Annotated in this window: 24 protein-coding genes and 2 pseudogenes; 14 read left to right on the forward strand and 12 right to left on the reverse strand. The window is 45.5% G+C overall.

The genetic code is table 11. The features are described from left to right. Positions 1–20 precede the first annotated feature (20 nt). Entirely contained in the window at positions 21–1751 is a 1731-nt protein-coding gene (locus OO184_RS05485) for a L,D-transpeptidase LdtD (protein WP_265378315.1), read from the reverse strand. Between the two features lie 427 nt (positions 1752–2178). Next, positions 2179–2853 carry a TetR/AcrR family transcriptional regulator gene (locus OO184_RS05490; protein ID WP_265378316.1) on the reverse strand — a complete coding sequence of 225 codons (675 nt, stop codon included), beginning with the start codon at positions 2851–2853 and terminating at the stop codon, positions 2179–2181. A 160-nt stretch (positions 2854–3013) separates the two neighbouring features. On the opposite strand from OO184_RS05490, the gene OO184_RS05495 reads away from it, so the two are divergent. The 4 genes and pseudogenes from OO184_RS05495 to OO184_RS05510 all read left to right on the forward strand — a co-directional run. Beyond that, complete coding sequence (locus OO184_RS05495) at positions 3014–4327, forward strand: FAD-dependent oxidoreductase (RefSeq protein WP_265378317.1); 1314 nt, start codon at positions 3014–3016, stop codon at positions 4325–4327. A 365-nt stretch (positions 4328–4692) separates the two neighbouring features. Further along, a complete protein-coding gene (locus tag OO184_RS05500; protein WP_265378346.1) occupies positions 4693–4878 on the forward strand; it encodes a contact-dependent growth inhibition system immunity protein in 186 nt (61 codons plus the stop codon). 152 nt (positions 4879–5030) lie between these two features. Next, a pseudogene (locus OO184_RS05505) lies at positions 5031–5180 on the forward strand (type II toxin-antitoxin system RelE/ParE family toxin); the annotation flags it as partial. Further along, positions 5161–5238: pseudogene (locus OO184_RS05510) on the forward strand (helix-turn-helix domain-containing protein); the annotation flags it as partial. The pseudogenes OO184_RS05505 and OO184_RS05510, both read left to right, overlap by 20 nt. A gap of 83 nt (positions 5239–5321) precedes the next feature. On the opposite strand, the gene OO184_RS05515 reads toward OO184_RS05510, so the two are convergent. The 10 genes from OO184_RS05515 to OO184_RS05560 all read right to left on the reverse strand — a co-directional run bounded on the left by OO184_RS05515 (position 5322) and on the right by OO184_RS05560 (position 15720). Then, complete coding sequence (locus OO184_RS05515) at positions 5322–6419, reverse strand: type II secretion system F family protein (protein WP_265378318.1); 1098 nt, start codon at positions 6417–6419, stop codon at positions 5322–5324. Between the two features lie 6 nt (positions 6420–6425). Then, on the reverse strand, positions 6426–7982 hold the full coding sequence (locus tag OO184_RS05520) for a GspE/PulE family protein (RefSeq protein WP_265378319.1): 1557 nt from the start codon (positions 7980–7982) through the stop codon (positions 6426–6428). 30 nt (positions 7983–8012) lie between these two features. After that, complete coding sequence (pilP, locus tag OO184_RS05525; RefSeq protein ID WP_265378320.1) at positions 8013–8540, reverse strand: type IV pilus biogenesis protein PilP; 528 nt, start codon at positions 8538–8540, stop codon at positions 8013–8015. Beyond that, positions 8527–9795, reverse strand: a complete 1269-nt coding sequence (gene pilO2 / locus OO184_RS05530; protein WP_265378321.1) for a type 4b pilus protein PilO2 — start codon at positions 9793–9795, stop codon at positions 8527–8529. The genes pilP and pilO2 overlap by 14 nt, the downstream gene beginning before the upstream one ends. A gap of 36 nt (positions 9796–9831) precedes the next feature. After that, a complete protein-coding gene (gene pilN, locus OO184_RS05535) occupies positions 9832–11439 on the reverse strand; it encodes a PilN family type IVB pilus formation outer membrane protein (RefSeq protein ID WP_265378322.1) in 1608 nt (535 codons plus the stop codon). Between the two features lie 4 nt (positions 11440–11443). Beyond that, positions 11444–11743: a toxin co-regulated pilus biosynthesis Q family protein gene (locus OO184_RS05540; protein ID WP_265378323.1), complete on the reverse strand. Its 300-nt coding sequence runs from the start codon at positions 11741–11743 to the stop codon at positions 11444–11446. Between the two features lie 127 nt (positions 11744–11870). Continuing rightward, positions 11871–12314 (reverse strand): hypothetical protein, encoded by a 444-nt coding sequence (locus OO184_RS05545; protein ID WP_265378324.1) that lies wholly within the window; start codon positions 12312–12314, stop codon positions 11871–11873. Between the two features lie 145 nt (positions 12315–12459). Next, positions 12460–14049, reverse strand: a complete 1590-nt coding sequence (locus tag OO184_RS05550; protein WP_265378325.1) for a prepilin-type N-terminal cleavage/methylation domain-containing protein — start codon at positions 14047–14049, stop codon at positions 12460–12462. Positions 14050–14160: 111 nt separating this feature from the next. Further along, on the reverse strand, positions 14161–14973 hold the full coding sequence (locus tag OO184_RS05555) for a prepilin peptidase (protein ID WP_265378326.1): 813 nt from the start codon (positions 14971–14973) through the stop codon (positions 14161–14163). A gap of 174 nt (positions 14974–15147) precedes the next feature. Beyond that, on the reverse strand, positions 15148–15720 hold the full coding sequence (locus tag OO184_RS05560) for a type 4 pilus major pilin (RefSeq protein WP_265378327.1): 573 nt from the start codon (positions 15718–15720) through the stop codon (positions 15148–15150). A gap of 950 nt (positions 15721–16670) precedes the next feature. Here OO184_RS05560 and OO184_RS05565 point away from each other — a divergent pair. From OO184_RS05565 to OO184_RS05610, 10 genes are all read left to right on the forward strand, one after another. Further along, positions 16671–17120, forward strand: coding sequence for a contractile injection system inner tube protein (locus OO184_RS05565; protein WP_049585311.1), 450 nt, complete (start codon positions 16671–16673; stop codon positions 17118–17120). Between the two features lie 93 nt (positions 17121–17213). Beyond that, positions 17214–18278, forward strand: a complete 1065-nt coding sequence (locus OO184_RS05570) for a phage tail sheath family protein (RefSeq protein WP_265378328.1) — start codon at positions 17214–17216, stop codon at positions 18276–18278. A gap of 11 nt (positions 18279–18289) precedes the next feature. Continuing rightward, a complete protein-coding gene (locus OO184_RS05575) occupies positions 18290–19675 on the forward strand; it encodes a phage tail sheath subtilisin-like domain-containing protein (protein WP_265378329.1) in 1386 nt (461 codons plus the stop codon). Between the two features lie 55 nt (positions 19676–19730). Further along, entirely contained in the window at positions 19731–20927 is a 1197-nt protein-coding gene (locus OO184_RS05580) for a phage tail sheath family protein (RefSeq protein WP_265378330.1), read from the forward strand. A 13-nt stretch (positions 20928–20940) separates the two neighbouring features. Continuing rightward, positions 20941–21399 (forward strand): phage tail protein, encoded by a 459-nt coding sequence (locus OO184_RS05585; protein ID WP_265378331.1) that lies wholly within the window; start codon positions 20941–20943, stop codon positions 21397–21399. Next, a complete protein-coding gene (locus OO184_RS05590; RefSeq protein ID WP_088372168.1) occupies positions 21396–21575 on the forward strand; it encodes a DUF5908 family protein in 180 nt (59 codons plus the stop codon). Before OO184_RS05585 ends, OO184_RS05590 begins: the two co-directional genes overlap by 4 nt. Then, positions 21562–22245, forward strand: coding sequence for a CIS tube protein (locus tag OO184_RS05595; protein ID WP_088372170.1), 684 nt, complete (start codon positions 21562–21564; stop codon positions 22243–22245). The genes OO184_RS05590 and OO184_RS05595 overlap by 14 nt, the downstream gene beginning before the upstream one ends. Continuing rightward, entirely contained in the window at positions 22242–23843 is a 1602-nt protein-coding gene (locus OO184_RS05600; RefSeq protein ID WP_265378332.1) for a phage baseplate assembly protein V, read from the forward strand. The genes OO184_RS05595 and OO184_RS05600 overlap by 4 nt, the downstream gene beginning before the upstream one ends. Positions 23844–23855: 12 nt before the next feature. Next, positions 23856–24299 carry a GPW/gp25 family protein gene (locus OO184_RS05605; protein WP_265378333.1) on the forward strand — a complete coding sequence of 148 codons (444 nt, stop codon included), beginning with the start codon at positions 23856–23858 and terminating at the stop codon, positions 24297–24299. Next, positions 24296–24712, forward strand: a complete 417-nt coding sequence (locus OO184_RS05610; RefSeq protein ID WP_265378334.1) for a contractile injection system spike tip protein — start codon at positions 24296–24298, stop codon at positions 24710–24712. The genes OO184_RS05605 and OO184_RS05610 overlap by 4 nt, the downstream gene beginning before the upstream one ends. The last annotated feature ends 21 nt before the right edge of the window (positions 24713–24733 follow it).

Here is a 24733-nt window from a genome sequence, read left to right on the forward strand (position 1 = left end):
ATAACAAGAATTAGTTGCATTTAGTTTTGTAAAGGTAACAACTTTGACAAAAACTGGGAACCTTGCCTCACACTATTATCGTAGTCATAAATATCGGTACGATACTGAGGAACCCCCTGTTCATCTACCCAGGCAGTTAAATAATACAAATAAACAGGGATACGCTGTGGGATGTTAACATAAACGGTATTGCCCTGTTGCACGGTATTAGTCACTTTGTTTTGAGTCCAACCCACATCTTCCAATAACATATTCGCTAATTCTGAAGCCTTGTTAATCCGTACACAACCAGAGCTGATCGCTCGGATGTCTTTGTTAAACAGGCTATGGTTCGGCGTATCATGCAAATAAATAGCATCCGAATTTGGCATATTAAATTTATAGCGGCCCAATGAGTTAGTCGGCCCCGGAGCTTGCCATATTCGATAAGGAAAGTTAGCAGGTGTAATCACATTCCAATCAATAGTATAAGGGTCGATTACACTGGCATCAGCACGCCAATTTGAAAAGATAACGTACCCTCCCCGTTGAAAATATCCGGGATCATCAACCCCCCGTGGTGCGATATCTTTTCTTGCCAGGCTAGTTGGCACACTCCAGGGAGGGTTAATCACCACATTATTCAGTACACTACTCATAATAGGTGTCTTACGGCTTGGACGACCAACGATCACTTTCGAGTTCAACACTTCCTGATCATTAAGATAATAATGCAATGAATAATCTGGAATATTGACCATAATTCCTGTGGACACATGTCCTGGGATAATACGTAAGCGCTGGATATTAAGCGCTATCAAGCCAGCTCTAGTTTGAGGTGAAGTATTTAGCCAATCTCTTGTGCGTTTACCAATTACGCCATCCGGCGCCAACCCTTGCCAATGCTGGAAATTTTTTACCGCAGTCACCAATTCAGGATCGTAGACATGATCTGATTGGGTTGTCAGTTCGCTCAACATCCCGATACGAATAAGTATTTCTCTCAACACAGCGACATCAGAGCTACTCTGCCCCGGTTTTAGCGCACTTTTATCAGAAAGCTGCGGCCACGGTTCACCATCAGCCAGTTGTTTCATCATCTCCTTGCGCATATTTTCATATTGAGGATGTTGTGGCGCCAATGCTGCAATATAAGCGGCCATATTGTGATCGATAATAGCTTGCTGCCACTGACCGATAACGACTGGTGAAGGCAATGCAATTTTATAAGGTGTAGCGCTGTTATATAACACAGTGCGATAGAGCCAGCTTTGGCCCTGATGATCGACATCTGAGACAAATTGTAAATAACCTAGCATAGCATCCGACAAGATCAGATCACGTCCCATCTGACTCAATTGACCATCATTGAGTTCAGTCAGCCATTGGCCGAATTGCGGCTGAAACCCAGCCAATGCCAGTTCTGAAAGTTGTTGTTCAAAGCGTTGAACCGCGATTTCATCTTGCCACAAAGGTTGCATTTGATTGGAAGAATACAAGTTAACCAATTGGTTAAAGAAAACAGGCTTAATTTGTGCTGGTATCCAGCTTCGTAGCATTTCACGACGTTCTGTTTCTGAAATTGCAGCAGCTTGAATTTGTACTTGTTCAGGTGTGGTTGTTTCAGATATTTTTTCAACCTGCATTGTTGGCAGATTTTGAATATCACCTTCAATAAGCCTACTCTGATGCTTAGCTAAAGCATATCCAGCTACTATTGATGTACTACAAATAACCGAAATGCACAGTGGCTTTATCGCTCTTTTTACCATATCAACATACCCATCTTCAGAACATTTTCATGAGTTAATTTTAATTATGACAAATTCAGGCTCTAATCAAAGAAAAACAACAAGTTATTTACATTGTAAACTATTTATCTACAAAGGAAATATAATAAGTCATCGCCAGCCAATTCAGCACACAAGAGCAAAAAAGACGCCAAAGCGTCTCGTCTATATTCAAAGTATATACCCTATGGATTTCAAGATGCATCGCGACGGCCAGGGAGCGAATCCCCGGGAGCATAGAGAACTATGTGACCGGGGTGAGCGAGTGCAGCCAACAAAGAGGCAACTTGAAAGATAACGGGTATGCAAACCACTTTCTTAACTCAGCAGAGAGACCTACCTGATAACAGGCAGGCCCCCAATTTAACGCCATTCCTACGATAATTTCCGATTTACGACAACGCGACTATCATGATGAAGAAGTGCTATCACATGAGGCAGTACCATATGCAGCGAGAAATGATTGAACCGCGATGGCAATTCGCTGGGATTGCTCCTCTGGAGTAGGCAAACCAATACCCAAAGTAGCCTTAAGCCTTGGCGCACCAATGATGCCATCGATAAACAGCTCTGCGGAAATTTTCGGGTCGACTATGTTCAATTTTCCCTCCTTCATCTTTCGTAGCAGATATTCGACAAGAAAATCGACTATCTTTTTGACTCCCTTTTCATAATAGATTTTACCTAGTTGCGGAAAACGTTGGGCTTCCAGAGTGACCACCCGGTAATTTGCAATCATGGCCTCAGAAAGAATTACCGTGAAAATTTCCTCTGCAAAAATTGTTAAGGCTTTCCCAATATCTGGTTCGGGATTCATGGTCTTGTCCAGATCGCCCTCAACCTCTTCTATTCTCTGCTTAACAACGGCTACTAACAGCTCTTCTTTGGAAGGGAATCGACTATAATAGGTTCCCTTCGAAGCATTAGCACGTTTCGCCATCTCATTGATACTGGCACCATCAAAACCCCGTTCTGCAAATACCTGAGCAGCAATTTTTAACAGCTCGTTAACTCGTTCTCCTGAAATTCTAGAGTACGAACGGGTTCTTTTGTGATCTGTTTGGGCTTTAGGTGTATTTGTCATGTAAAAAACCTAAATTTTTATTGGTACCGAACGGTACGGTATACTATTATTAAGACTATAGCAGTAACACAACCGATGGCTGTGATCAAATGGTCCTAGCCAGCTACAGTCACCATGATTCTTTCAGAATCACATCGTACTACTTATGGAGAAAAAAGAAATGAACGTTGGAATAATTGGTTCAGGGATTGGAGGAGCATGCCTGGCACATGGCTTGCGCAAAAACGGAATAAAGGTGAAAGTCTATGAACGAGGCTCTGCTACGTCATCCATACTTCCTGGTTATGGAATTTACGTCGATACATTCGGCCAGCAAGCAATGCAGGAATGCCTCCCAGAAACCAACTGGCTAACCTTTAAAAAGATTTCAAAGCCTGTTGGCGGACAGACAAGATTCTATGATGAGCATCTGCATCTTCTTCTCGCAGCTCAGAGAGATATTCACCAAGAAGATGGGGAAATCATTACCGAAGATCGAATGTCAATCAGCAGATCTGAACTTATAGAAGTACTCAATGAGGGACTCTCAGATACCGTGCAATGGAACAAAACGTTCGAGCGTTATGAACACATGCAAGACGGTAAAGTCAGGCTTTTTTTCACAGATAAAAGTCACGAAGATGTTGATGTTCTTATCGGTGCGGATGGAAGCAATTCCAAAGTACGCAAACAGTACCTCCCGGCGATAAAAAGGCTTGATATTGGCGTCACTCTCACCGTTGGGCGTGTGCGCCTTACCCAAGCTCTTGCTGCCTCATTGCCTCCCTATTTGCTGGATGGTTCGCCCAACAATATCGTGCCTAAAAGCCCTGGTGGATTGTTTGTCTCTCTATGGCGTGCTCCAGTCAATACCCGGGTAAAGGCCACATCGACAGAAATTGGCGATTTCGTCATGTGGGCCTATGCAGCAGCAACGAATAGCTATCCGAATACGATTACTGATTTTCCTGCGGAATCTCTGTGTGATCTGATCTGCTCCCGGATTGCTTCATGGGACCCAAACCTGCATACCCTGATTAAGCAAAGTGATATGGAAAACATCTCTGTGATTCGATTACACAGTATGGATCATCTCTTACCTTGGCGTTCTAGCGCTGTCACCCTACTCGGCGACGCTATTCACAACATGACGCCAATGGTGGGAATGGGAGCCAACACAGCGCTTCGAGACGCACTTTTACTTACCCAGACGCTGACTCGCGTAGCCTCTGGTCATGAAGAGTTAATCAAGGCGATTTCAGATTATGAACAACAAATGCGAACATATGCTAATGAGGCCGTTGATATTTCGTTACGTACCGCGCTAAATGCAGCCGATCGCTCAATGATCAAGCGAATACTGTTTCGAACTGTACTTCGGGTTGCACAAACTTTACCGCCAATAAAGCGAGTGCTATTCCCGATAACAAAATCTGCGCAACACCAGGGAAAAATAAAATTAAGTACTACACATTCTTTTAGTAGTACGCAATAAAGAGGCTTCCACTTTACCGCCAGATAACTTGAATAAACGATTAGCAAAGAATTTGCTGTAATATTGCGTCGTCCCAAGAATGGGGTCTGGTTTTGGTAAACCAGTGAGAACTTCTTTTTTGAAAAATAAAGACTTGATAAGGCAGAATCGATTATTTACTATCGCAACGGCCAGAATATCTTTGTCTAAAAAATATAATAAAAATCCATGCCCGGATTATTTGGTCGATTTTTGCCAAATTTACAATGGCTTAACTCCATATTATCCGGGCTACAAAAATTTATGAAATTATATATTTTTAAATCTATTTAATTTAAAAGATATGAATTAATTTAATTTACCATTTTATATGGTAGATTCACATAATAAGTTATTCCGATTATCGTGCTTTGCATTTATACCCTTTAGGAGGCAACCATATCTTATCTCCTAATGTAACTGACAGCCAATTGGGTAGTACCGTTTTAGATTCACTTTCTAAAAGTCGGTTGGTCGATCCGGATAATGATTTTTTTGATAATGAAAAAACATCTGAGCAAGATGAGGAATGAATTAAACCAGCGATGAAAATTTGCCATTAACTTTCTGACTAAAAAATTTATTTATTATGTTAAACTCGCCGCTTATATAAAAGCCTTAATCTCTCTGTATTTTCACTTCTAAATGGTCATGTCGAACTAAATAAATGTAAAATAATCTGAGGATAGCCAGAGGTATCTGGGTATATCACAAAGGCAATACCATTATCATGCTCCGGGTTTTCATCAAGAAGTCACAGAAGACGCCAGCGAAAGAAATCGAACTCGCCAAAAAGCGGTTAGCGGAGGTACTTAATGAAACTCGTAAGTCATAAAGAACTGCATAACGAGTGGATGCAGGATGACGAATATCGTGCAGCATGGCATTCTAAAATTTTGGCGGGTTCCAGCTTCAATGTCCTGCCTGATTTTCATCGTTAATCCCAATATTAAGTATTGCCTATTGAACTTTACAGCTAAACAGACGGCATAGATAACGACTGCTCAATAGCATTTTCAATGCCAGATACCGCCGTAACCACCAGCATCAACATACCACCGATCATGAGGATCGAAGCGAACAGGAACCCACGGGTCACTATCTGCACTTTAACAATCGTTTCATCCAACCAGTGCCGTGCAAACTTCGCCATTGATTGATCAAACCCCTGTAACCGCGACAACAACCGCAGATAACTGATCGCCTCGTTATCAGGAAAACGGTACCCGGTATCGCGCAACGCCTCACCGAAACCGGCCCCCATTGAGATATGCTCAAGCGTGGCGGCGATACGCACATACAACCAACGTGAACCGGCCTGTTCCAGCAATAATTCTAACGCCGATTGCAGCATCATCCCTGAGCGGATCAACAACGACACATTCAGTATGAACATACTGCCATGAATGGTTCGGTAGAGTGACCACGGTGGAAACCGGTCAAGTTCCGTTCGTAACCGTCCGCCAAGAAAAGGCAACGATAATGCCACTAATATGAACAATATCATCAGGAATATCAGAGAATACAGCCCATAGTCATTAACAAATGTTCCCATCAAATACAAGGTATAAGCCGCACCATCCCAGGTTTCCGGCTTGGAAACCGCAGCCAATTTTGGCACCAAATTGCCTGCCACAATGTGCAACAATACGCATATCATCCCAATGAGCACTGCGGGATAAATAGATGCGCCGATGACTGCACGGCGAATTTTGCTACTCGCGTCGATCATGGCGATCGCATCCATGAAAGCGCTACGGATATCACCGGAACGCTCACCTGCGGCAATCACCGCCACCTCATTAGGACCGATCCATTGCAGCAAACTTTCTGCCAACGTGCTGCCCTGGCTCACAGCTTCATAACAACTACTCAACACCAACGCATAACTACCGTTAGGTTTATGGCCTTCGTCGCTGGCGACATTGTACATTTCACGTAATGCATCAATCAGCATGACACGATTCTCTAACATCATAATCAGATGTTCATAGAAACGGACCCGCACTTTCTTACTGAACTGTATCTTCACCATCCGATAGTTCAGTCTTGCAATAAAATCGGTCATGGACATATCGTTTCACTCTATTTGATGGATCGCAGGAATAATCGGCCCCATCACTCGTTCTGCGGCACGGGGATCGATTATTCCATCATTTATTTTGCGAATAAGCGCGTCGATCTTGCTTAATCCCCCCATCTCCGAGATCCAATATCGAGTCGCTTCATGATGGTGACCTATTCGATAAGCTTGCATTAAACCCGGGGAAGTGCGTATTACTTCAGCGACTACCGTTCGGCCCACGGTGCCGCACTGTTTGCAATAGTCGCAACCTTTGCCCTGTAGACAAACCGATTTAGGCTGACAATAAAGATTCAGTCGTTTCAGCAGACGCTCTGACACTTCCTGCTCATGCCCTTGCAGGGGAACTTTACAATGAGGACATAACACTTGAATCAGCGATTGACTGACCAAACCAATCACCAATCGCGAATCCATCAATAACGACTCCATCACAGCCTCATCCTGCAAACGGGGCAAGATCGCTAAAGCATCGTTTGCATGTATGGTGGTCCAAATAAGATGGCCGGTCATGGCTGCACGAAATGTCATCTTTGCAGTCACTGCGTCGCGAATCTCACCGACCATAATCACATCGGGATCGAGTCGCATTGCATCAGCAATCGCCATCGCCCATTCTTGTTCGATAATCAGACTATCGCCACGATCGCCGGTGATGGGGGATTGATTAGCCCCTTCAATTTCATATTCAGGCGGATCTTCAAGCGTGAGCAGATGAATACCCGCTTGCTCGGCTATCATCTTCTGCATCACAATCTTCAAGGTAGTACTCTTACCGCTACCGGTCGCGCCAGACAAAAGGACCACACCGGCCCGATGGTCCATGAGTTCTTCCAGTATCTGGCACTGTTCCGGCAAATAGCCGAGATCGCTTAAAGTACACACCGTGCCGGGGCTGTCCGCATACAACAATCGCAGCACCATCAACATGCCACGATCAAGCGGACGGGTATTAATCCGCGCTCCAGAAAGTCCGCACTCGGCCAAGAACTCATCCTTCATGCGTGCGCGCTGCGCCTGCATCGGTTTAAAAGTCGGCTCTGCCACGTCGCACATACTTTGATAGATAGTCGCACATAATCGCAACCCTTCTTCCGGCCGCAGTTGTCCTATTGGCCGCAAATAACCATCGATCCGGCAACGGATTTCACAATAATTACGGCGAGCGACAATATGCAAATCCGACGCGCGTTCCTCAGTGGCTTCACCGATTAAGCGAATGATATAACGCTGAACATCCGATTCAGTCCCTCCCAGTCCATGACTCTCGCCCTTACTGAGGCGGTACAATTCCAATATGTTCCCCATGCCACAAGTGACAATTTGATAGACAAAGCCATGCCTTTTAACCGTCTCTTCATAGGCCAGCACATGTGGATCAAGCCGGTGGGAAGCAGACACGGCAAGTACGCATTGCCCCTTCTGCTGGGGCAACTCAACAAGACATATCAAACTGCGGTTAGCTAACTCTATTTCAAGCACTCCGCTCAAGGCAGATAAAACTTTTGCGCCCTGCCTGACCATACACAACAGATCGGAGCATGTTATTGCCATAAATATCTCCACCCATCAGTAACTAACGGTTTAACGCAGCGGCGGCGCAACCATTAAATCAAGGCTATCCAGCAACGATGCATCGTTGGTAGCAGTAAGACCTACATCATAGAATCGCCCCTGTTTGGAGAAAGTCACTACCCCGGTATCAATGCGGACCACTTTATAACCATTCGGCAACTGTTCACCTGTTTTCACATCCATGATGCCGCCTGAACGAAGCCGGAGCGTAGCGGTCAGAACCCCATTGCGCCCGAAGATTGACTTAACCAGAGGCAGGCCATTATTAACGGCTCCTTTATTCACCATCTTGGAAATTTTATCGAATTCAGCTTGAGCATTTGCCCTTGCGGTTTCAGCTTTAAGCAACATCAAATCCGTCTGTAACTTTTCCAGTTGCGCGGCAACGCTGTCAGCCGTTACCGCTGGCAATGCAGGCTTCTGCGCACCATGCTTCGCCTGAGCTGCCGGTAGCTCAGTAGATGACGTTTGCGCATATGTCAGGGAAAATACCGACGCCACAAATAGACTGATTATAAGCTGGCTAATTTTTTGCATAGAAAACTCCACTCAGCTTCCACTCAGGAAAACCATCAGATAACACAATTCTGGCGCTGGTCACTCTCAATCCGGGGAGCGGCTTACCTGAAAACAAAGCATCTGGAGATAATTGAGAAGTCAACGTCCAGTTATAAGTCTGCCAATCAGGATTGGCCCACATGCGTGTTTCTCCCTCCGGCAAAGGGGGCGGAGGCGGCGGCAAAACGGAAGCGCCCTCGGTCAAAGTTGGAGACGGCAAACCTAGCGCCTGAAAATAAGACATCAGCTCAATCAGCGCCTGATCTGTCGACTGCAATACATCGTCGTTGTTTTCCTGATCATGACTCTGCGACTGCCCAAACGGTATCAATACCTGTGCCTGCTCCCCACCATTGGAAATCACCGGGCCAGCCCGGAAAATATTGATAGCAGCAACCTGGAAAACATTGATCGGCATCCCGTCATGACGCTGATAACTCACAGAAACCGCATCAGCATCCAGCATAATGGCTTCAACCTGCCACCCCGCAAGCGATAAGGGAACTTTGGCTAAAGCTTTATTCCATGCAGCAAACTGCCATTCCATTGTCGGCTGCGTAAGCCACGGATGCGGCGGCGGAACTTCCACCACCTCATTGGATAAATCCGGTACCCTTATTTGCGTATTCTGCTGATGGATGTGCCATATCCACCAACCGCCGGCTAACAAAAACGCAATACCTGCGGTCATGGCAAAGATCTTAATTTGATGCTTCGACATTTCGCCGGTTAAACTCTCAAGCTGGCCGACAGATTTTCTCAATGCGGACTGCGGCAACAATTGCGCTAATGGCATCTCCAACCACGGCGATTCAAACTCCTTCGGCGCATAAATCGCATTCCACACCCCATTGGCTCCCTCGACCAACTGCACCGTATCGCGCAATTTCGCTTCGATTTCTTCACGAGTGCCGATTAAATCACGCCCAGCCATGATCGAGCCTTGATGTACCGCTACCAATGCATAATGCCCATCAGGCAAATGAAACGCACCTATCCAATTAGGCTTATCCACCGCTTTAGCAAGCACGGCCGCCAATGAGTAACAACCTGGCGCTCCTGCCTCTTTTGGTACATACCCGATCTGTATACTTCGCCCAGCACGATGCCGGACAACCAAAGTAAACCCTGCGGCAATCCCATTCCTACGGATGTTAGAACGTGTTAACACAGTGACAGGCGGTCGCCAGATGATGCCTGCGACCAAAGTTTTACCATATAGTTTGATTTGCATAGCGCGCTCCGCGCCTGTTTCAGTCTGGGTCATTTTTCAATCTACCACTATAGGGGTAATCATGACTACGATCACATTATGGTTTCTTTTACCCTGACGGCTCCCACCCAAGAATTGATTATCCGGGCTACCCAAACCATTACGATCACTGGTATCTGACTGTTGCTCGAACCCTGATAGCACCAGCGTTTCACCTGAATGTAGTCTCACCTTCTGACTGAATGCGCGTAAATCTATTGTCGGCAACTGCACCTGACCGGTCTCTTCCTTGCCGAATTTCTCCAGCCTCTTTAAATCGCTCAAACTAATGTTGTACTGCAACAATATTTGCTTGTCGGCCATTGCATAAGGCAGCATCAACATATTAAAACCCGTCGTCACTGTCGCCGGCTCGATCCCGACTGAAATGCCGACTTGTGGCGTTGAAGTACTAGAAATTGATGAAACATAACCGGTCTGCGTTGCAACCTGCATCGGTACTGCTTGCAAATTCAATGTAGTCACAGAAGGTTGAGTCACTATAGAGACTTTACCTTGATCCGATAACGCCTTGATCAGTAACTTACTGTCACTAAATGGCCCCTTGAGAATATGAATATTGGTACTGATATCACGCCCATCAGTAACACTGCTGCCTTCACCGCCCACGCCGATATGAGCGCTTTTATAGGCCAGTGACCAATCAACGCCATACTGATCAGACCTATCGAACGTCAGGTTAAGGATCTTGACATTAAGCACCACTTGCGTTGTCAATAATTTGTTCTGCTGATCAATATAATCTTTAATTCTATCGAGTACTTCAGGTGAGTCGGTCACCACCAATGATGCCGTCGCCATAGATAAAGTTAATTTACCTTCACCAGGTGTTAACATATTCGACACTGTTTTTTGGATCTCATCCATAACCGAACGGGTCAAAGAAGTCGCGAGAGTTTGGGAACTGCCGCTATTGCCGCTATCGCTTCCATTTAAGCCGCCGCCGAACGTTGCGCTGGTCGTCGCTGTCACGCTGGCAGACAATGCATCCGTACCCGGCAATGCATATATTTGAAATACCCGCGTCTCTGTTTTGAAAATATGTACTGTTCCATTATGTACCTTCCAATGCAATCCTGACGACAAAATGACCGAATCAAGCAAACCTGCCAAGGAACCATGCCAATTCACGTTTATTCTCATCTCTTCTGATTCACCGCTTTCAGATACTGACTGCGCGTTCGAATTGTCAACAACAATCCCCTGACCATTTTCTTTCTCCTCCAATGCCGGCGCCGCACTGGGATGCACTGCAAACCGCGCATCAGCGCTGATCTGCACCGGCACGCCACAGATACGCTTGATCTTTTCCGCAAACTGACTCAGCGTCATCGGTTCAGCTTCCTGCAAAGTCAACATGCAGGAAACCGTTTCCCCCTCCTTCTTTGATGGAATCTCCTTAGTTGATACCCAATAACCATGCTCATGCACATGCACCGCCGTCATGGCGGGAGTATTGCGCAACTCCTTAATAATACCGGTAGCATTTGCCATCTCGGCATCTGCCTGCCGATCGACATTAGAGATTGCCGCACAACCTGACAGGCCAGCCGCTATGCAGGGCAACAACACCAATCTGGAAAACGTCAAAAACTGGATATGCATGTTATTACCCCCGAGCCTGGACATGAACAAGCCGCTGTTCCTGATAAATATCGACAACGAAAGGACGATTCGCCATCGTGTAGGCTTCGAACAGCTCGCTTACCGCATGGATAAACGTGCCATTAAAACGCAGACTAGCTCGGATAGGGAAATCATAGGAAGCATCCCATACCACTTGGTAGCCAGATCTACTGGCCCATTCTTGTGTAACATCACGCAGAGTTTGCCCCGGAGTTGCTGTCCACACCGCCGCCGCAGGAACTGGCGTCAGCATCGGTGTTGCATAAACGGCGACACTTGACATACAGACAAGCACCGTAAAAACATATGTGATTATTTTGTTCATCGATTTTTCCAAAAAGAAAAAAATAGCCAAACAACCTATTAACAAAGCCCAGTGACCGAAGGAAAGCCCGCTTGCGAAACAACAACTACAGTATTTCCACCAGCGCTCCGTCAGATACAAACTTCCGCACACCATCCGGTAACTGTCTGGCAAGCAGACTTTCTACCCGTTTTCCTCTACCGTCGATAAGTCTGGAACCCTGCTTAAAACCTATCTGATCGGGCTCAGCACTCCATTTAAGCAACTCTCCGAAAGCGCGATGCAGCAACCCATTGTCGCCGGGGAGGCTATTTTTGCGGAAAATATAGACATGAGCCCCTGAAATAAACCCGCCCCAGAGGCACTGGCTGGCAACGTTGTCACACCAGGCATCGGTATTCACCCACGTCATATGTCGAGCAGCCAATGCCTGCCGCATCTTGCGACTCTTGATCACGCCAACGGAATGCTTATTAAGCAATTGCGCGCCGACTGAAGCATAGTTACGAAACAGCGCGGCTACATCAGTCTTGGCACGCACTGACTGCACACGCACTTCATACAACAACTCGCCAAAAATCAGTTGCATGAAAAATACGACGGCAATCCCAACAATCGCTAATGGCCACATTTATGTTCTCCTATTACTCTAGATTGGTTAATGCCAAATCATCAGATGCACAAAATTCTGTTCATCAGTGATGACTTCTCAAAATATGGGACCTGTTATTAGAAGAATGGAATACGCTGGCAATATTATATTTGCGATGTGGTCCAGCAATGAATGTCACTATACAAGTTCTTGTATTCTTTCGATTTACATTGGAACTCGCTTCTGGATAATCCACCAGCTCAGATCGTTGAAAAACAAGCGGCAAATCAGATTCCTGGCTGTTGCCATTTTCATCCGCTTCATACACAGCCAACACGCAACGCATACGATGGTTATTAGAAATCGGAGGTGTAGAGACGGTGACTAACACAGGGGCATTTGAATTATTAAAAAAAGGCTGACTCCGACTGTTTGCTTTACCGCCACTGCCAGCATAATAGTCACCTCCCTCTCCCTTACTTGACATTCCCGATGCAAGCCAATAACCACGACTAATTACCGCTTGACTTGCCAATAACCGCCTGCTTCCACTCGCATCTCTCCATTCCAAATCTGACTTATCGACATTAATTCCCTGACACACCAGCAATTCCCCCTGCTTGCTCATGGACACATTACCTAACGCAGGGCACTTGCCGCCGACAAGATTTCCAGTTTGAGTGTTTATCACTAAGTTATTGCCAACAATGACATTCTTATCTGCATGAACATCACCGGCAGCCAAAGTCCCTTTATTACTGGGATTAGCATTACCATCAAGGATAAACAACGTGCCATGTTCTGGATTGACAACCACTTCACCATCGCTATTTTGTTCAATATAGGAGGGTTTTCCCTGAGAGCGGGAAGAGAAGGCGATCTTATTCACACCATTAACCATGCCGGGGCCTTGCATCGACAGCATATCCACCTGCTCAAGGCCATTCCCCCCCATATTGATGCTGGTTTCCATCCTATTCCATTCTGGATGTCCGCCTATTTTTTGTCGATGAAGCAAATCGCCCGCCAATGTTCCTGGGCCATAGATTGACGCATCCCGCATGAACGGAGCATAAAAAATACGGCCAATTTCCTTGGGTTGTTCATTAAAAAAACCAGCAAAAGATTCAGGCGCATTGACCTGGCCATAACTATTCCAATAAGTGGCCGGATTACGATGATCTCGATTTCTGTAATCCAGATACAGACCGCCAACCCCAATCAATTGCGCAATCTTCATCGAATGTTCAGCAACATTTGGTTGTTTTCCATCGGCCATTGCCGGAACGGTATAAACCAACGGATCAATGCGTTTTTTGCCATTAGGCAGTATGACAACTCGTAATACGCCATCATATTTTTGACCAAGCGGATTGACCGTATTCTGGTCAAGCCCCGGCGGTAAATAAGGGGTCATCTCTGCCCAATTAATTGGCGCTGGAGTGGGTCCACGACTTAGAGCGACATAATTATCATTAACATAATCCACCACCGCATCGCCAAGATGCTGGATCTGCCCGGCGACGACCTGATTCACCAACATATCACTCTGCCTATTCAGATAAATCACACCAACTACCATCATTGATGCCAGTACTATCAGAGCAACAGTCACCTCCAGCAAAGTGAAACCTGCATCATGGCGGCTTATCATCGATACAGATACAGACTCATCATCATGCATAACATGCATAAATAGTCCTTCTTAATCATTAAGTAAGAAAACCTATTCCATCCGATAAACTATTTATCCCCAAAGCGATCCCGCCCCAAGGGAACTACACTGCGGCCCACTCATGTCTGGCTACCTATTGAAAAGCGCCACAATCAATCCAGCGACTGCCAGACCTGGGCCGAAAGGTATCTGTGGCGCCGTTCTCATTCTGCGTAGCCGCCAAATCGTCAGATAACTTATTAATGTGAAACTGGCTGCAAGCAAAATCACTAATGGGAGCGCCTCCACCCCCAACCAAGCCCCGAGCGCCGCCAAAAATTTAGCATCTCCCATTCCCAATGCATCACGCTGGCCCCATTGCCGAGCAATCCACGCTACCAGCCTGAAAAACAGATATCCGCAAACCGCGCCGCTGACGGCCAAAGGTAGTGCCACAAAGCCGGCAGAATACAGATTGAACAGCAACCCTAACCATAACAAAGGAAGCGTCAGTTGATCGGGCAGCAACATATACTCGAAATCAATTACCGCCAGTGCAATCAACATCGAACTCAGCACCAATAACCCTAACAACGAGTAACTCCAGCCCAGATCCAAAGCCAGTAAAGAAAACAGTACCGCTACCGCGCCTTCAACCAGTGGATAGCGTATAGAAATCGTACCGTTACAGTATCGACAGAGCCCTTTCTGGTATAAATAGCTCAACAGGGGAATGTTATCGCGGACCGCTAACACATGGCTGCAACGTGGACAATGGGAGCGGGGAAAACAGAGATTAAAGCTAGCAGCCTCATCATTGATTTCAGAGTCATTGATTTCAGAGAAAAGCATAATCGGCAGGCGGCAGATCACCACATTAAGAAAACTTCCGACACACAGCCCCAGCAACCCTGACGCCAGAACCAAACATCCGGTAGAAGATTGCAACCACCCTATCACCATGATGATCTCCCGGCAGATTCAGCACACAATGAACCCCATTAAATAAGGGAAACAACAACAAAACCAGAGAAACCGGCGACTTCCCTCACCAAGAAAATGCAGCTTGAGAAGCCTTCACCAAGCTTGCCAAGCCACATACCACATCAAAACAATCAATGTTCTAAAATCAATGTTCTAACTGGCGGAAACAAGCGTCACGGTATTTGCATCATTGGCATTACATGCTGATTCAATTTGCGCCAAAGTCGAATCTGGTTTAATTTCTATGCCAGATTTCTGCCCTTTTCCACCTCCGCCACCCACGGTCATTTTCGACCAACCGGCAACCCGCAATTTCAGCGAAAGTTGTTGACAAGCCTCATCAGGCACATTTTGATACTCAATCTTAAAAGTCTGAGCAGTGGTATCTCCCGGAGAAATGATTACCTTGCCATTCCAACTATTAAAAATAATCCCGCTCTTACCATCCTGAGTCATATTGGCGGGAACGACTTTGTAATCAATGGCAATCTTGTTATCCAAACTGTCATAGCCTTTGGCGCCATTTTTAATTGACTTCAAATTTGCAGCCATCTGAGTAATATTCGACGATTCGGTTGAAATTTCCGAAGCCCGAAACAACTTACCAATTCCGGCGGCGGCGGCGGCCAATATCACAATACCGACAATCATCACCACCAATGCTTCAATCAGCGTAAAACCCGATTGACGCCTGGCGCCACGCAGTACATTGACTTTCTTATTCATGCTAATCACTCCAAAATCAAAATAACAGACGCATTACCACTCACATACCAACCAGATAAAACAAAATATTAACGCAATAATAACATACATTTAAATATTTAAAACACTTTAGTATTTCATATTGAAACTAATGTTATAGATTCCAATTATAAAAATAAAATTGCTTAAATCGCTCAAAAATCATACAAACAATCGTTAAAAACTATCAAATATTTTAATTTCTATCGTGAATATCGATTAAAATTGATAATATAGCCTATTAAAAAACCAATGTATTTTGTCATACCAATCAGTTGAAAATAATTAATCATTAAATTTATTAATAAATTTAATGATGTTGTTGTTAAGATTCGCTGTTGTACCGCGTTTATCATCGATAACTTTTTTGTAAAAATGGGGGATGTGACAGTGCACTTTGTTGAAGGAAAATGCCTTTCATTAACCAAGGTTTTTTTAAACGCCGAAAGCGAATTTTTGCTCGCCATCTATTGAGAAAGGAATAGGGCTCAATTAAAGCAAAATAATACCAATCTCATCTTTTAAATAACAGAACGAAATACACATAATGATCATAAGTTGATCAGATAAAAAAATAAAATTAAGTCATTAATCCAGATAAATAGAAAATAACTCTATTAATTACCCTGTCTGAATTATAAAAACAATATAAATATGTGGATATGTAACATCATTAATAAATTCATCTTGCTCTTCCTATTAATTAATGATAATTATAAAATAAAAAATATATGTATACCTTGCCACTTATAATTTCACTATTTAACTACAAGTGATTTAAATAAATCACTGAACAAATATTTATTATAGATAATAACCCGCTAAATTCAGGTTGTTGCGGTAGCTATACCCATAATTCGTGACTAATGAAAATAAAGTGAAAAACACTTTCTGAATATTTTAAATGTAAATAATAAACAAAGGAAAAAATCATGGCTATAACTCCAGAACAAATTGCTGTTGACTATCCTATTCCCACTTATCGATTTGTTGTGTCGATTGGTGATGAACAAATTCCTTTTACCAGCGTTTCTGGACTCGATATTTCTCATGACGTAATCGAGTATAAAGATGGCATCGGTAATTACTATAAAATGCCAGGCCAACGTCAGTCTATTAATATTACTTTACGCAAAGGTATATTCTCCGGCGATACCAAACTTTTTGACTGGATTAATTCTATTCAGCTTAATCAGGTTGAAAAAAAAGATATCTCTATTAGCTTAACCAATGAAACAGGCACTGAAATTTTAATGTCCTGGAGCGTGGCGAATGCCTTTCCAACCTCATTAACCTCCCCTTCTTTTGATGCCGCCAGTAATGAAATTGCAATTCAGGAAATCACCCTGACAGCAGACCGAGTGACAATTCAAGCAGCCTAATCAAGCTGCCAATACGCCGACAAATGATCATCACAATGTATGACTCATCATTCTGCAATTCATGCAGAATATCACCTAATAATTGGAGGCAATATGCCAACGATACCAACCTATCCCGGCGTTTATATTGAAGAAGACGCCTCACTCGCACTCTCAGTTAGCTCGGGAGCAACAGCAGTGCCTGTTTTCGCCGTTGCAAATGACAATTCATTTTTACCCACAGATGTTCCAGTCCGTATTAATAGCTGGCTGGATTATTTGGCGCTAAAAGGTGAGCAATTTGATCCTAAAAATATCGTTGATGTTTCACTGCGAGCCTATTTTATTAACGGCGGGGGATATGGCTATCTCATCAGAACTCAAGATTTAGAAAAGCAGGTCCCAGTACTTGACGATGTGACATTACTGGTTGCCGCCGGAGAAACCATCAACAATGCCGTCAGCACACTTTGCCAACCGGGCAAAGGCTTATTTGCCATTTTTGATGGCCCAACGACCGCGTTAAAATCTGATGGCACATCCCGAGATAATTATGATCAAAACCCGTTTGCCGCCGTTTATTATCCCTGGCTAACGGCAGATTGGGCAACCGATACCCTAATTCCCCCAAGCGCCGCCATTGCCGGCATCTATTGCTCGGTTGACCGCTCCCGTGGCGTTTGGAAAGCACCCGCCAATGTCATGTTACAAGGTGGGATGAAACCGATATTTAAAGTTACCGATGATTTACAAGGCATCTATAACACCGGCAAAGCGATTAATATCATCCGCGAATTTCCGAACACTGGCGCCACAGTCTGGGGCGCCCGCACGCTTGAGGACAGTGATAACTGGCGTTATATCCCAGTTCGCCGCCTGTTTAACAGCGCAGAACGAGACATTAAAAACGCCATGAGTTTCGCGGTGTTTGAGCCTAACAACCAACCCACCTGGAAAGCCGTCCAGCGGGCTATCGATAACTATCTCTATGCTCTCTGGCAACAAGGCGGACTGATGGGCAACAAAGCCGAGCAGGCTTATTTTGTCCAAATCGGCAAAGGTATCACCATGACCGATGACGATATCAAACAAGGCAAAATGATTGTCAAAGTGGGTCTGGCGGCGGTTCGTCCAGCCGAGTTCATTATCTTGCAGTTCACGCAGGATATCGCACAATAATTGGAGGCAGAATGCCAACAACACCAACCTACCCCGGCGTCTATATTGAAGAAGATGCATCACTGGCGCTTTCTGTCAGCCAAGGAAACACCGCAATCCCCGTTTTCATTGGCCGTTTCTCACCTAAAAAAACCGGCACAAAGCCACAAGCGACGCGCGTTAGTAGCTGGCTGGATTTCACTCACTTATTTAATGTGGGTTGTATTACCTCAATAACAATCAAATCAACTGCGCCTACTCCACCGCCGCCCCCTGAAAAAGCGGACAGCAATGCAGAAGTTGCCGCCATGACCGATATCGCCCCTGATGCAGACGATACCGGCACAGATTACACTTACGAGGTGACTGTCGGCACTTATACAACGAGCAGTGATGCTTTAAGACTTTATTTTCAGAATGGCGGCGGGCCCTGTTATATCCTGCCCATCGCTAATACTGAAGATAGCGCCACTCTGGCATTAATCCCCGAATTAATTGAGCAGGCTTTAGAAATCACCTTAATAGTTTGCCCTGAGCAGGATGCCAGTTACCAAAGTCAAATATACAACAGCCTCACACCTTCATTACTGAATGCAGGCTACTTCCTGATCGCTGACAATCAGAATAAAACAACCGCCATCAGCACTAACGTCGCATCACAAACTGCCGCTTATTATCCTGCGGTGAGAGTCTCACAGCTTATTCAAGCGGAAGAGAACTCGATAACCGTTTCAGGTTATGAGGATGCAACAACAAAACCGGATGTCGTCAAAAATCTGGCGCAACTCAAAGAGAAGAACAAAAACGTCTACCAGCAGACGGTTAATGCAATAAAGAGCGCAATAACATCCAATGGCAACATCATTCCTGCCAGCGCAGTGATAGCAGGCGTATATTGCGCCACTGACGCCAGCCGTGGCGTCTGGAAAGCACCGGCGAATGTTGTACTTAGCGGAATTAGTGATGTAGCCGAACGGCTTACTGACGATGAACAAGGGGAGATGAATTCGAAAGGCATCAATGCTATTCGCTATTTCAGCCACAAAGGTTTTGTCGTGTGGGGCGCTCGTACTCTGCAAAACAATGACAACTGGCGTTACATCCCAGTTCGTCGCTTATTTAATAGCGCAGAACGGGACATCAAGCAAGCAATGCGATTTGCCGTCTTTGAACCCAACAGCCAACCCACTTGGGAACGGGTGAAATCAGCCATTGACAACTATCTCTATTCCTTATGGCAACAAGGAGCACTCGCGGGAAATAAACCACAAGAAGCCTATTTTGTCCAAATCGGCCAGGGTATCACCATGTCCGACGACGACATTAAACAAGGGAAAATGATCGTCAAAATTGGCATGGCGGCGGTACGCCCGGCTGAATTTATTATCCTCCAATTTAGCCAAAATGTAGCCCAGTAACCGTACCGAGACGCGGCTTAACACCGCGTCTACTCAGCCATTTGAGGAGATGATAATGGAGATAAAACAGCCAGGCGTTGCGATAACGGAAAATCTAATATCCCTAAAACCGGATAATGAATTTATCGGCGTACCGGTCTTTATTGGTTATACCCGACCGGTCACAAATGAAAATACTAACGATAACCTTACCATCAAACTAAACAGCCTGGCCGATTTTCCCCTAATCTGGGACAAGTCAGGATTAATGTACTATTCCGTGCGCCACTTCTTTGAAAACGACGGTCAACAAGCTTATGTCCTGTCTCTGGGTTCTGATAAGCAGCTAAAAGATCTCCCGTCATTGCTCACCACACTGCAACAGGATTGGGTTAAACAGGCAATCGCCACAGAGAACGAAATCACATTGATTGTTGTCCCTGATATTGTCCATCTTCTTAATCCGATAAAAACAGGCCAACACAATAAAATTCAGCTCTGGTTACAATCATGGCAATCAGTACTCGATCTTTGCAAAAGTCGTCGCGGTATCATGGGATTACTGGATGCGCCAGACGATCCAATATTGGCCGCTGAATGTTTAAAACAGTTTTCTTCCTCTGATCGACAATGGGGCGCACTCTATTGGCCAAGGGTGAAAAGCGCCTACCAGGAAAACGGCCAGTCTATCGTGCTCTCACCGACCGCTGCGGTTGCTGCCGTCATCCAACACCACGATAACCACACGGCTGTCTGGCATGCGCCAGCCAATGTCGCGTTAGCCAAAGTGATCAGCCCAATACGTTCCTATATTGAAGCTGATGCTCTCTTTAACCCAGAGGGTACCTCACTGAATCTGGTGCGCAGTTTTCCCGGTAAAGGCATCAGAATCTGGGGATGCCGAACATTGGACAACACTCCCGGCTCCCCTTGGCGCTATATTCAGATCCGCCGTTTGATTTCCTATATCGAAGCCCATATGACTCAACTGGGCCGAGCCTTTGTCTTTGAGCCGAATAACGCCATTACCTGGATGAAATTTAAAGGTCAAGCCCACAACTGGCTGCGTCAGTTATGGCTAAAAGGCGGACTAAGGGGAACCCAGGAAGATCAAGCATTTGAAGTACTACTGGGCGTTGACGAATCAATGAGCGAAGAGGATCTGCGGGCCGGAAAAATGATCATCAAGATCAGACTGGCCGTTTTAATTCCGGCGGAATTCATTGAGCTGAATCTGACATTTGATACCCGTGCCGGTACCATACCGAGTTAAACAGGGGCAAAATATGAACAACCTCTACACCCCATCGGTGTCACACCGTTTTATCGCCAGTTTCCTGTTTAATAATATTCCTAGCCCACTGGATATTGCCTTTCAGCGTATATCGGGCCTTAACCGTGAACTGCAAACCACCCAACACAGTCAAGGTGGAGAAAACGCCCGCAATACCTGGCTGGTGGAGAAGATCCAGCATGGCAGTTTGATACTAGAACGCGGCGTGATGACAGTCACCCCGTTAACTTTAATCTTTGATCGCATCCTGCGCGGAGAAAAAGCGACTTATGCCGATGTTGTCATCATGTTACTGAATGAAAATGCGTTACCAGTGGCAAGCTGGACATTAAGTAATGCCTTACCGGTTCGCTGGTCCACCAGCGACTTTGATGCCAATAGCAATGCCGTTTTGGTGAACTCGTTGGAATTACGTTATCAGGATATGCGCTGGTTAGGAGCGAAAATATGACCGTCGAAATTAAGGAACTGATTATTCAAGTCAAAGTCACCGACTCCGTGAACGATTCCGCTCCTTCACGGACGTTAGCTCAGGAAGCGCTGGATAATGCCCGTCTGATTGAGATAGTGAAACGGGAAGTATTAGACGCATTGCGTGAAGCAGGAGGTCACTATGAGCTTAATTGAACGTAGCCTATCCAGACTCACTCTCTCCGCCTTCAAAGACCGGGAAGGTAAAGTCTCGGTAGGCAGTTTACAAGCCATGTATAACCCCGACGCCATCCAACTCGATTATCAGACTCGCTATCAACAAGATGAAAGCGTTAACAGCGCCAGTCAAAGCAGCCGCTATGTGTTATCCCAACCCGCCGGTCTGTCATTAGTCCTGTTATTTGATGCCACGATGCCCGGCAATAACACCCCGGTAGAAACCCAACTGGCGACGCTAAAATCCCTATGTGCGGTTGATGCCAGCACCCACGTTCCCCACTTTCTTAAAATCAAATGGGGCAAAATGCGTTGGGAAAACAAAGGCTATTTTGCCTGCCGAGCCAGCGGCCTCGCCATTAATTACACCCTATTTGATCGTGATGCGACTCCGTTACGGGCTAGCGCCACTTTATCTTTAGTCGCAGACGAAAGCTTGGTTATTCAAGCCACCGAGCAACAACTAAAATCACCGCCAGTTACCGCAGTCAGCGTAACCGATATGATCTCCCTGCCCTTAATCGCCTTAGGTGCCGGAGCTTCTTTAGCTGGCGGCATTGATTATCTCTCCCTAGCTTGGCAAAACGATCTGGATAATCTTGATGACTTCACTCCCGGTCAAACACTGCAAGCGCAGGGGGATGCATGAAGACACCCGCAATAACCATTAAAATAGATGGAAAAACACTCAACCAATTCTCTGTCATCACGCTTACTGTCAACCATCACATCAATGGTATCCCTTCGGCTAACATCACCTTAAATATAGCCGGTGATGCCAGCCAAATTTTTAGCGCCAAGGCACAAGCTGAACTGGCAAACTGCCGTCCGAATCATGAACTTATCGTCCAGATGCAAAAAACGGTATTGTTTAAGGGGATCATTGTTCGGCAAGCGCTTAAGTTCAAAGGCCAAGACAGCCTAATTACCCTGACAGCCAAACATCCGCTACAAAAACTCACTCACGGCCTCCATTCGCAACTATTCAGTCAACAGAGTGACGAAGCGATTATTAGAAAGTTATGCAGTCAAATAGGTATAACCGCAACAATAAAACAAGCCCCTCAACTTAAAACGGTGCATGAACAAATGGTGCAGTTCCGTTGCAATGACTGGACCTTTTTAAAAAATCGTCTGCTTGCCACGAACACCTGGCTGCTGCCCGGTAACGAGACGGTCACGCTGATTACGCCGAAAGCGCTTAATCAATCAACCGTGCATACTGTTCGCCAACGGGCCAACGATCAGGACATTGTGCTGTTTGAAGCGAATCTACAATGGGATAACCAACATAGCCCTAAAACGGTGAGCGTACACTCTTGGGACATTAGCCAACAAAAGCTATCTCAGGCAATTCAAGCAAAAAACAGCGGCCTTGGCGGTGGTCAACTTGCCACAGATGGCCTGTCAGATCTAACCAATCAAGAGTGGCAATGGACTTTCAGCTACCCACTGGATAATGAACAAGCCAGACATCTTGCTCAAGGCATTATGGACAACCGGCGAAGCCATAATATATCCGGCAATGTTGAAGTCGAAGGCGATGATCGTTATCAACCGGGGGATGTTCTGGCGTTAAGCGGCTTTGGTCAGGGGATGGATGGTCAAGCCATTATCACCGGCGTCAGTCAAACGCTCTCACAGCGACAAGGCTGGCGTACCCGGTTAACACTCGGTTTATTGCCGGAAACGGAGCATGCAGTACCGCAAGTAAAAGAGCTACACATCGGCGTCGTGGAAAAATACCAGCAAGACCAACAATCACTGGACCGTATTCCGGTCAAAATACCGGCCCTAAACTTAACTAATGGCGTACTTTTCGCTCGCTTGGGTAAACCCTACGCCAGTCATGAAAGTGGATTTTGCTTCTATCCTGAACCGGGTGATGAGGTGATTGTCGGCTTTTTTGAATGCGATCCCCGTTTCCCGGTGATATTAGGTTCTATGCACAACCCGAAAAATAAATCCCCGCTAGAGCCGAGTGAAAAAAATCCGGTAAAAACGTTGGTAATCAAACAAGGGAATAATCAGCAAGCATTAGCCTTCGATAATCAAAATAAAACCCTCGCATTGAATAGCGGAAAAAATACCGTATCTCTGCAACAGGATAAAGACATCACGCTGAATTCAACTAAGAATCTCATTACTCATGCGCAAGAAATTAACCTACAGGCTGAAAAATCCCTCTCCGCCGCCGGAAAATCTGGCGTTGATATTAAAGGGGCGAAAATTAACCTAACACAATAACAAGGCAATAAGATGACAAATAAAATATTGACCGATATTTATGGCCGCGGTTGGGCATTTCCGCCACAGTTTTTTATCAATGACAACCCGCCTGAAATACAATCCGGCGTCATCATGGCGGAGGGAGCAGAAAATGTCCGCCAGAGTGTAAATATTCTTTTTCTTACTGAACCCGGCGAACGGATTATGCGTGAAGACTATGGCTGTGGTCTGAATGATTATCTGTTTGCCAATATCAGCGATGAATTGATGGCGGAAATTCAAACCCGCATTGAAGAACGAGTATTACGCTATGAGCCGCGTGCGGAAATTACCGAGATTCAAGTAAACCAGAGAACAAACTTACCCAATACCCTGCATGTTCAAGTCACTTACGCCCTAAGGGGCAGCGACATCAGCCAGCAGCTTGAAGGCGTCCTTGAAGTTAACGAAGGCCGGGTACGGGTGAACCTATGAGTAAGCAACTGGTAGTTGATGGCGACAACCTGCTATTCGAACCGTTATTTGGCAACCGGCAAGTTACCATCCTGGGACCAGCGACCATTCGGGGCAGCGGACACGCCAAAATCCAGGGCAAAAAAATCGTTATTGCGGGTGATGAAAAAAAAGTACAGCTTCAAGCACAATATATTACCCCTAGCCATCCGGTACCCGGTATGGGAATCGTCACCATTGCTCAATTAAATGCCAGCCAGCAAGTAAACTTTTGCCGCACTCCTGCCTCGATGATTATTGTCGGGCAACAATTTATCGCTCGTTTTACCCCGACGCAACCTGCTAATAATCCATCGACGGGCCCAGATGTGACAACGCCGAGTATGGGAAAAGGTCGTTTTATTGCCAGTCAATATAGTGTCACTGCCGGATAAATATAGTGTCACTACCGGATA

Origin of the sequence: Photorhabdus aballayi, from assembly GCF_026153155.1 — a bacterium.
Taxonomy (GTDB): domain Bacteria; phylum Pseudomonadota; class Gammaproteobacteria; order Enterobacterales; family Enterobacteriaceae; genus Photorhabdus; species Photorhabdus luminescens.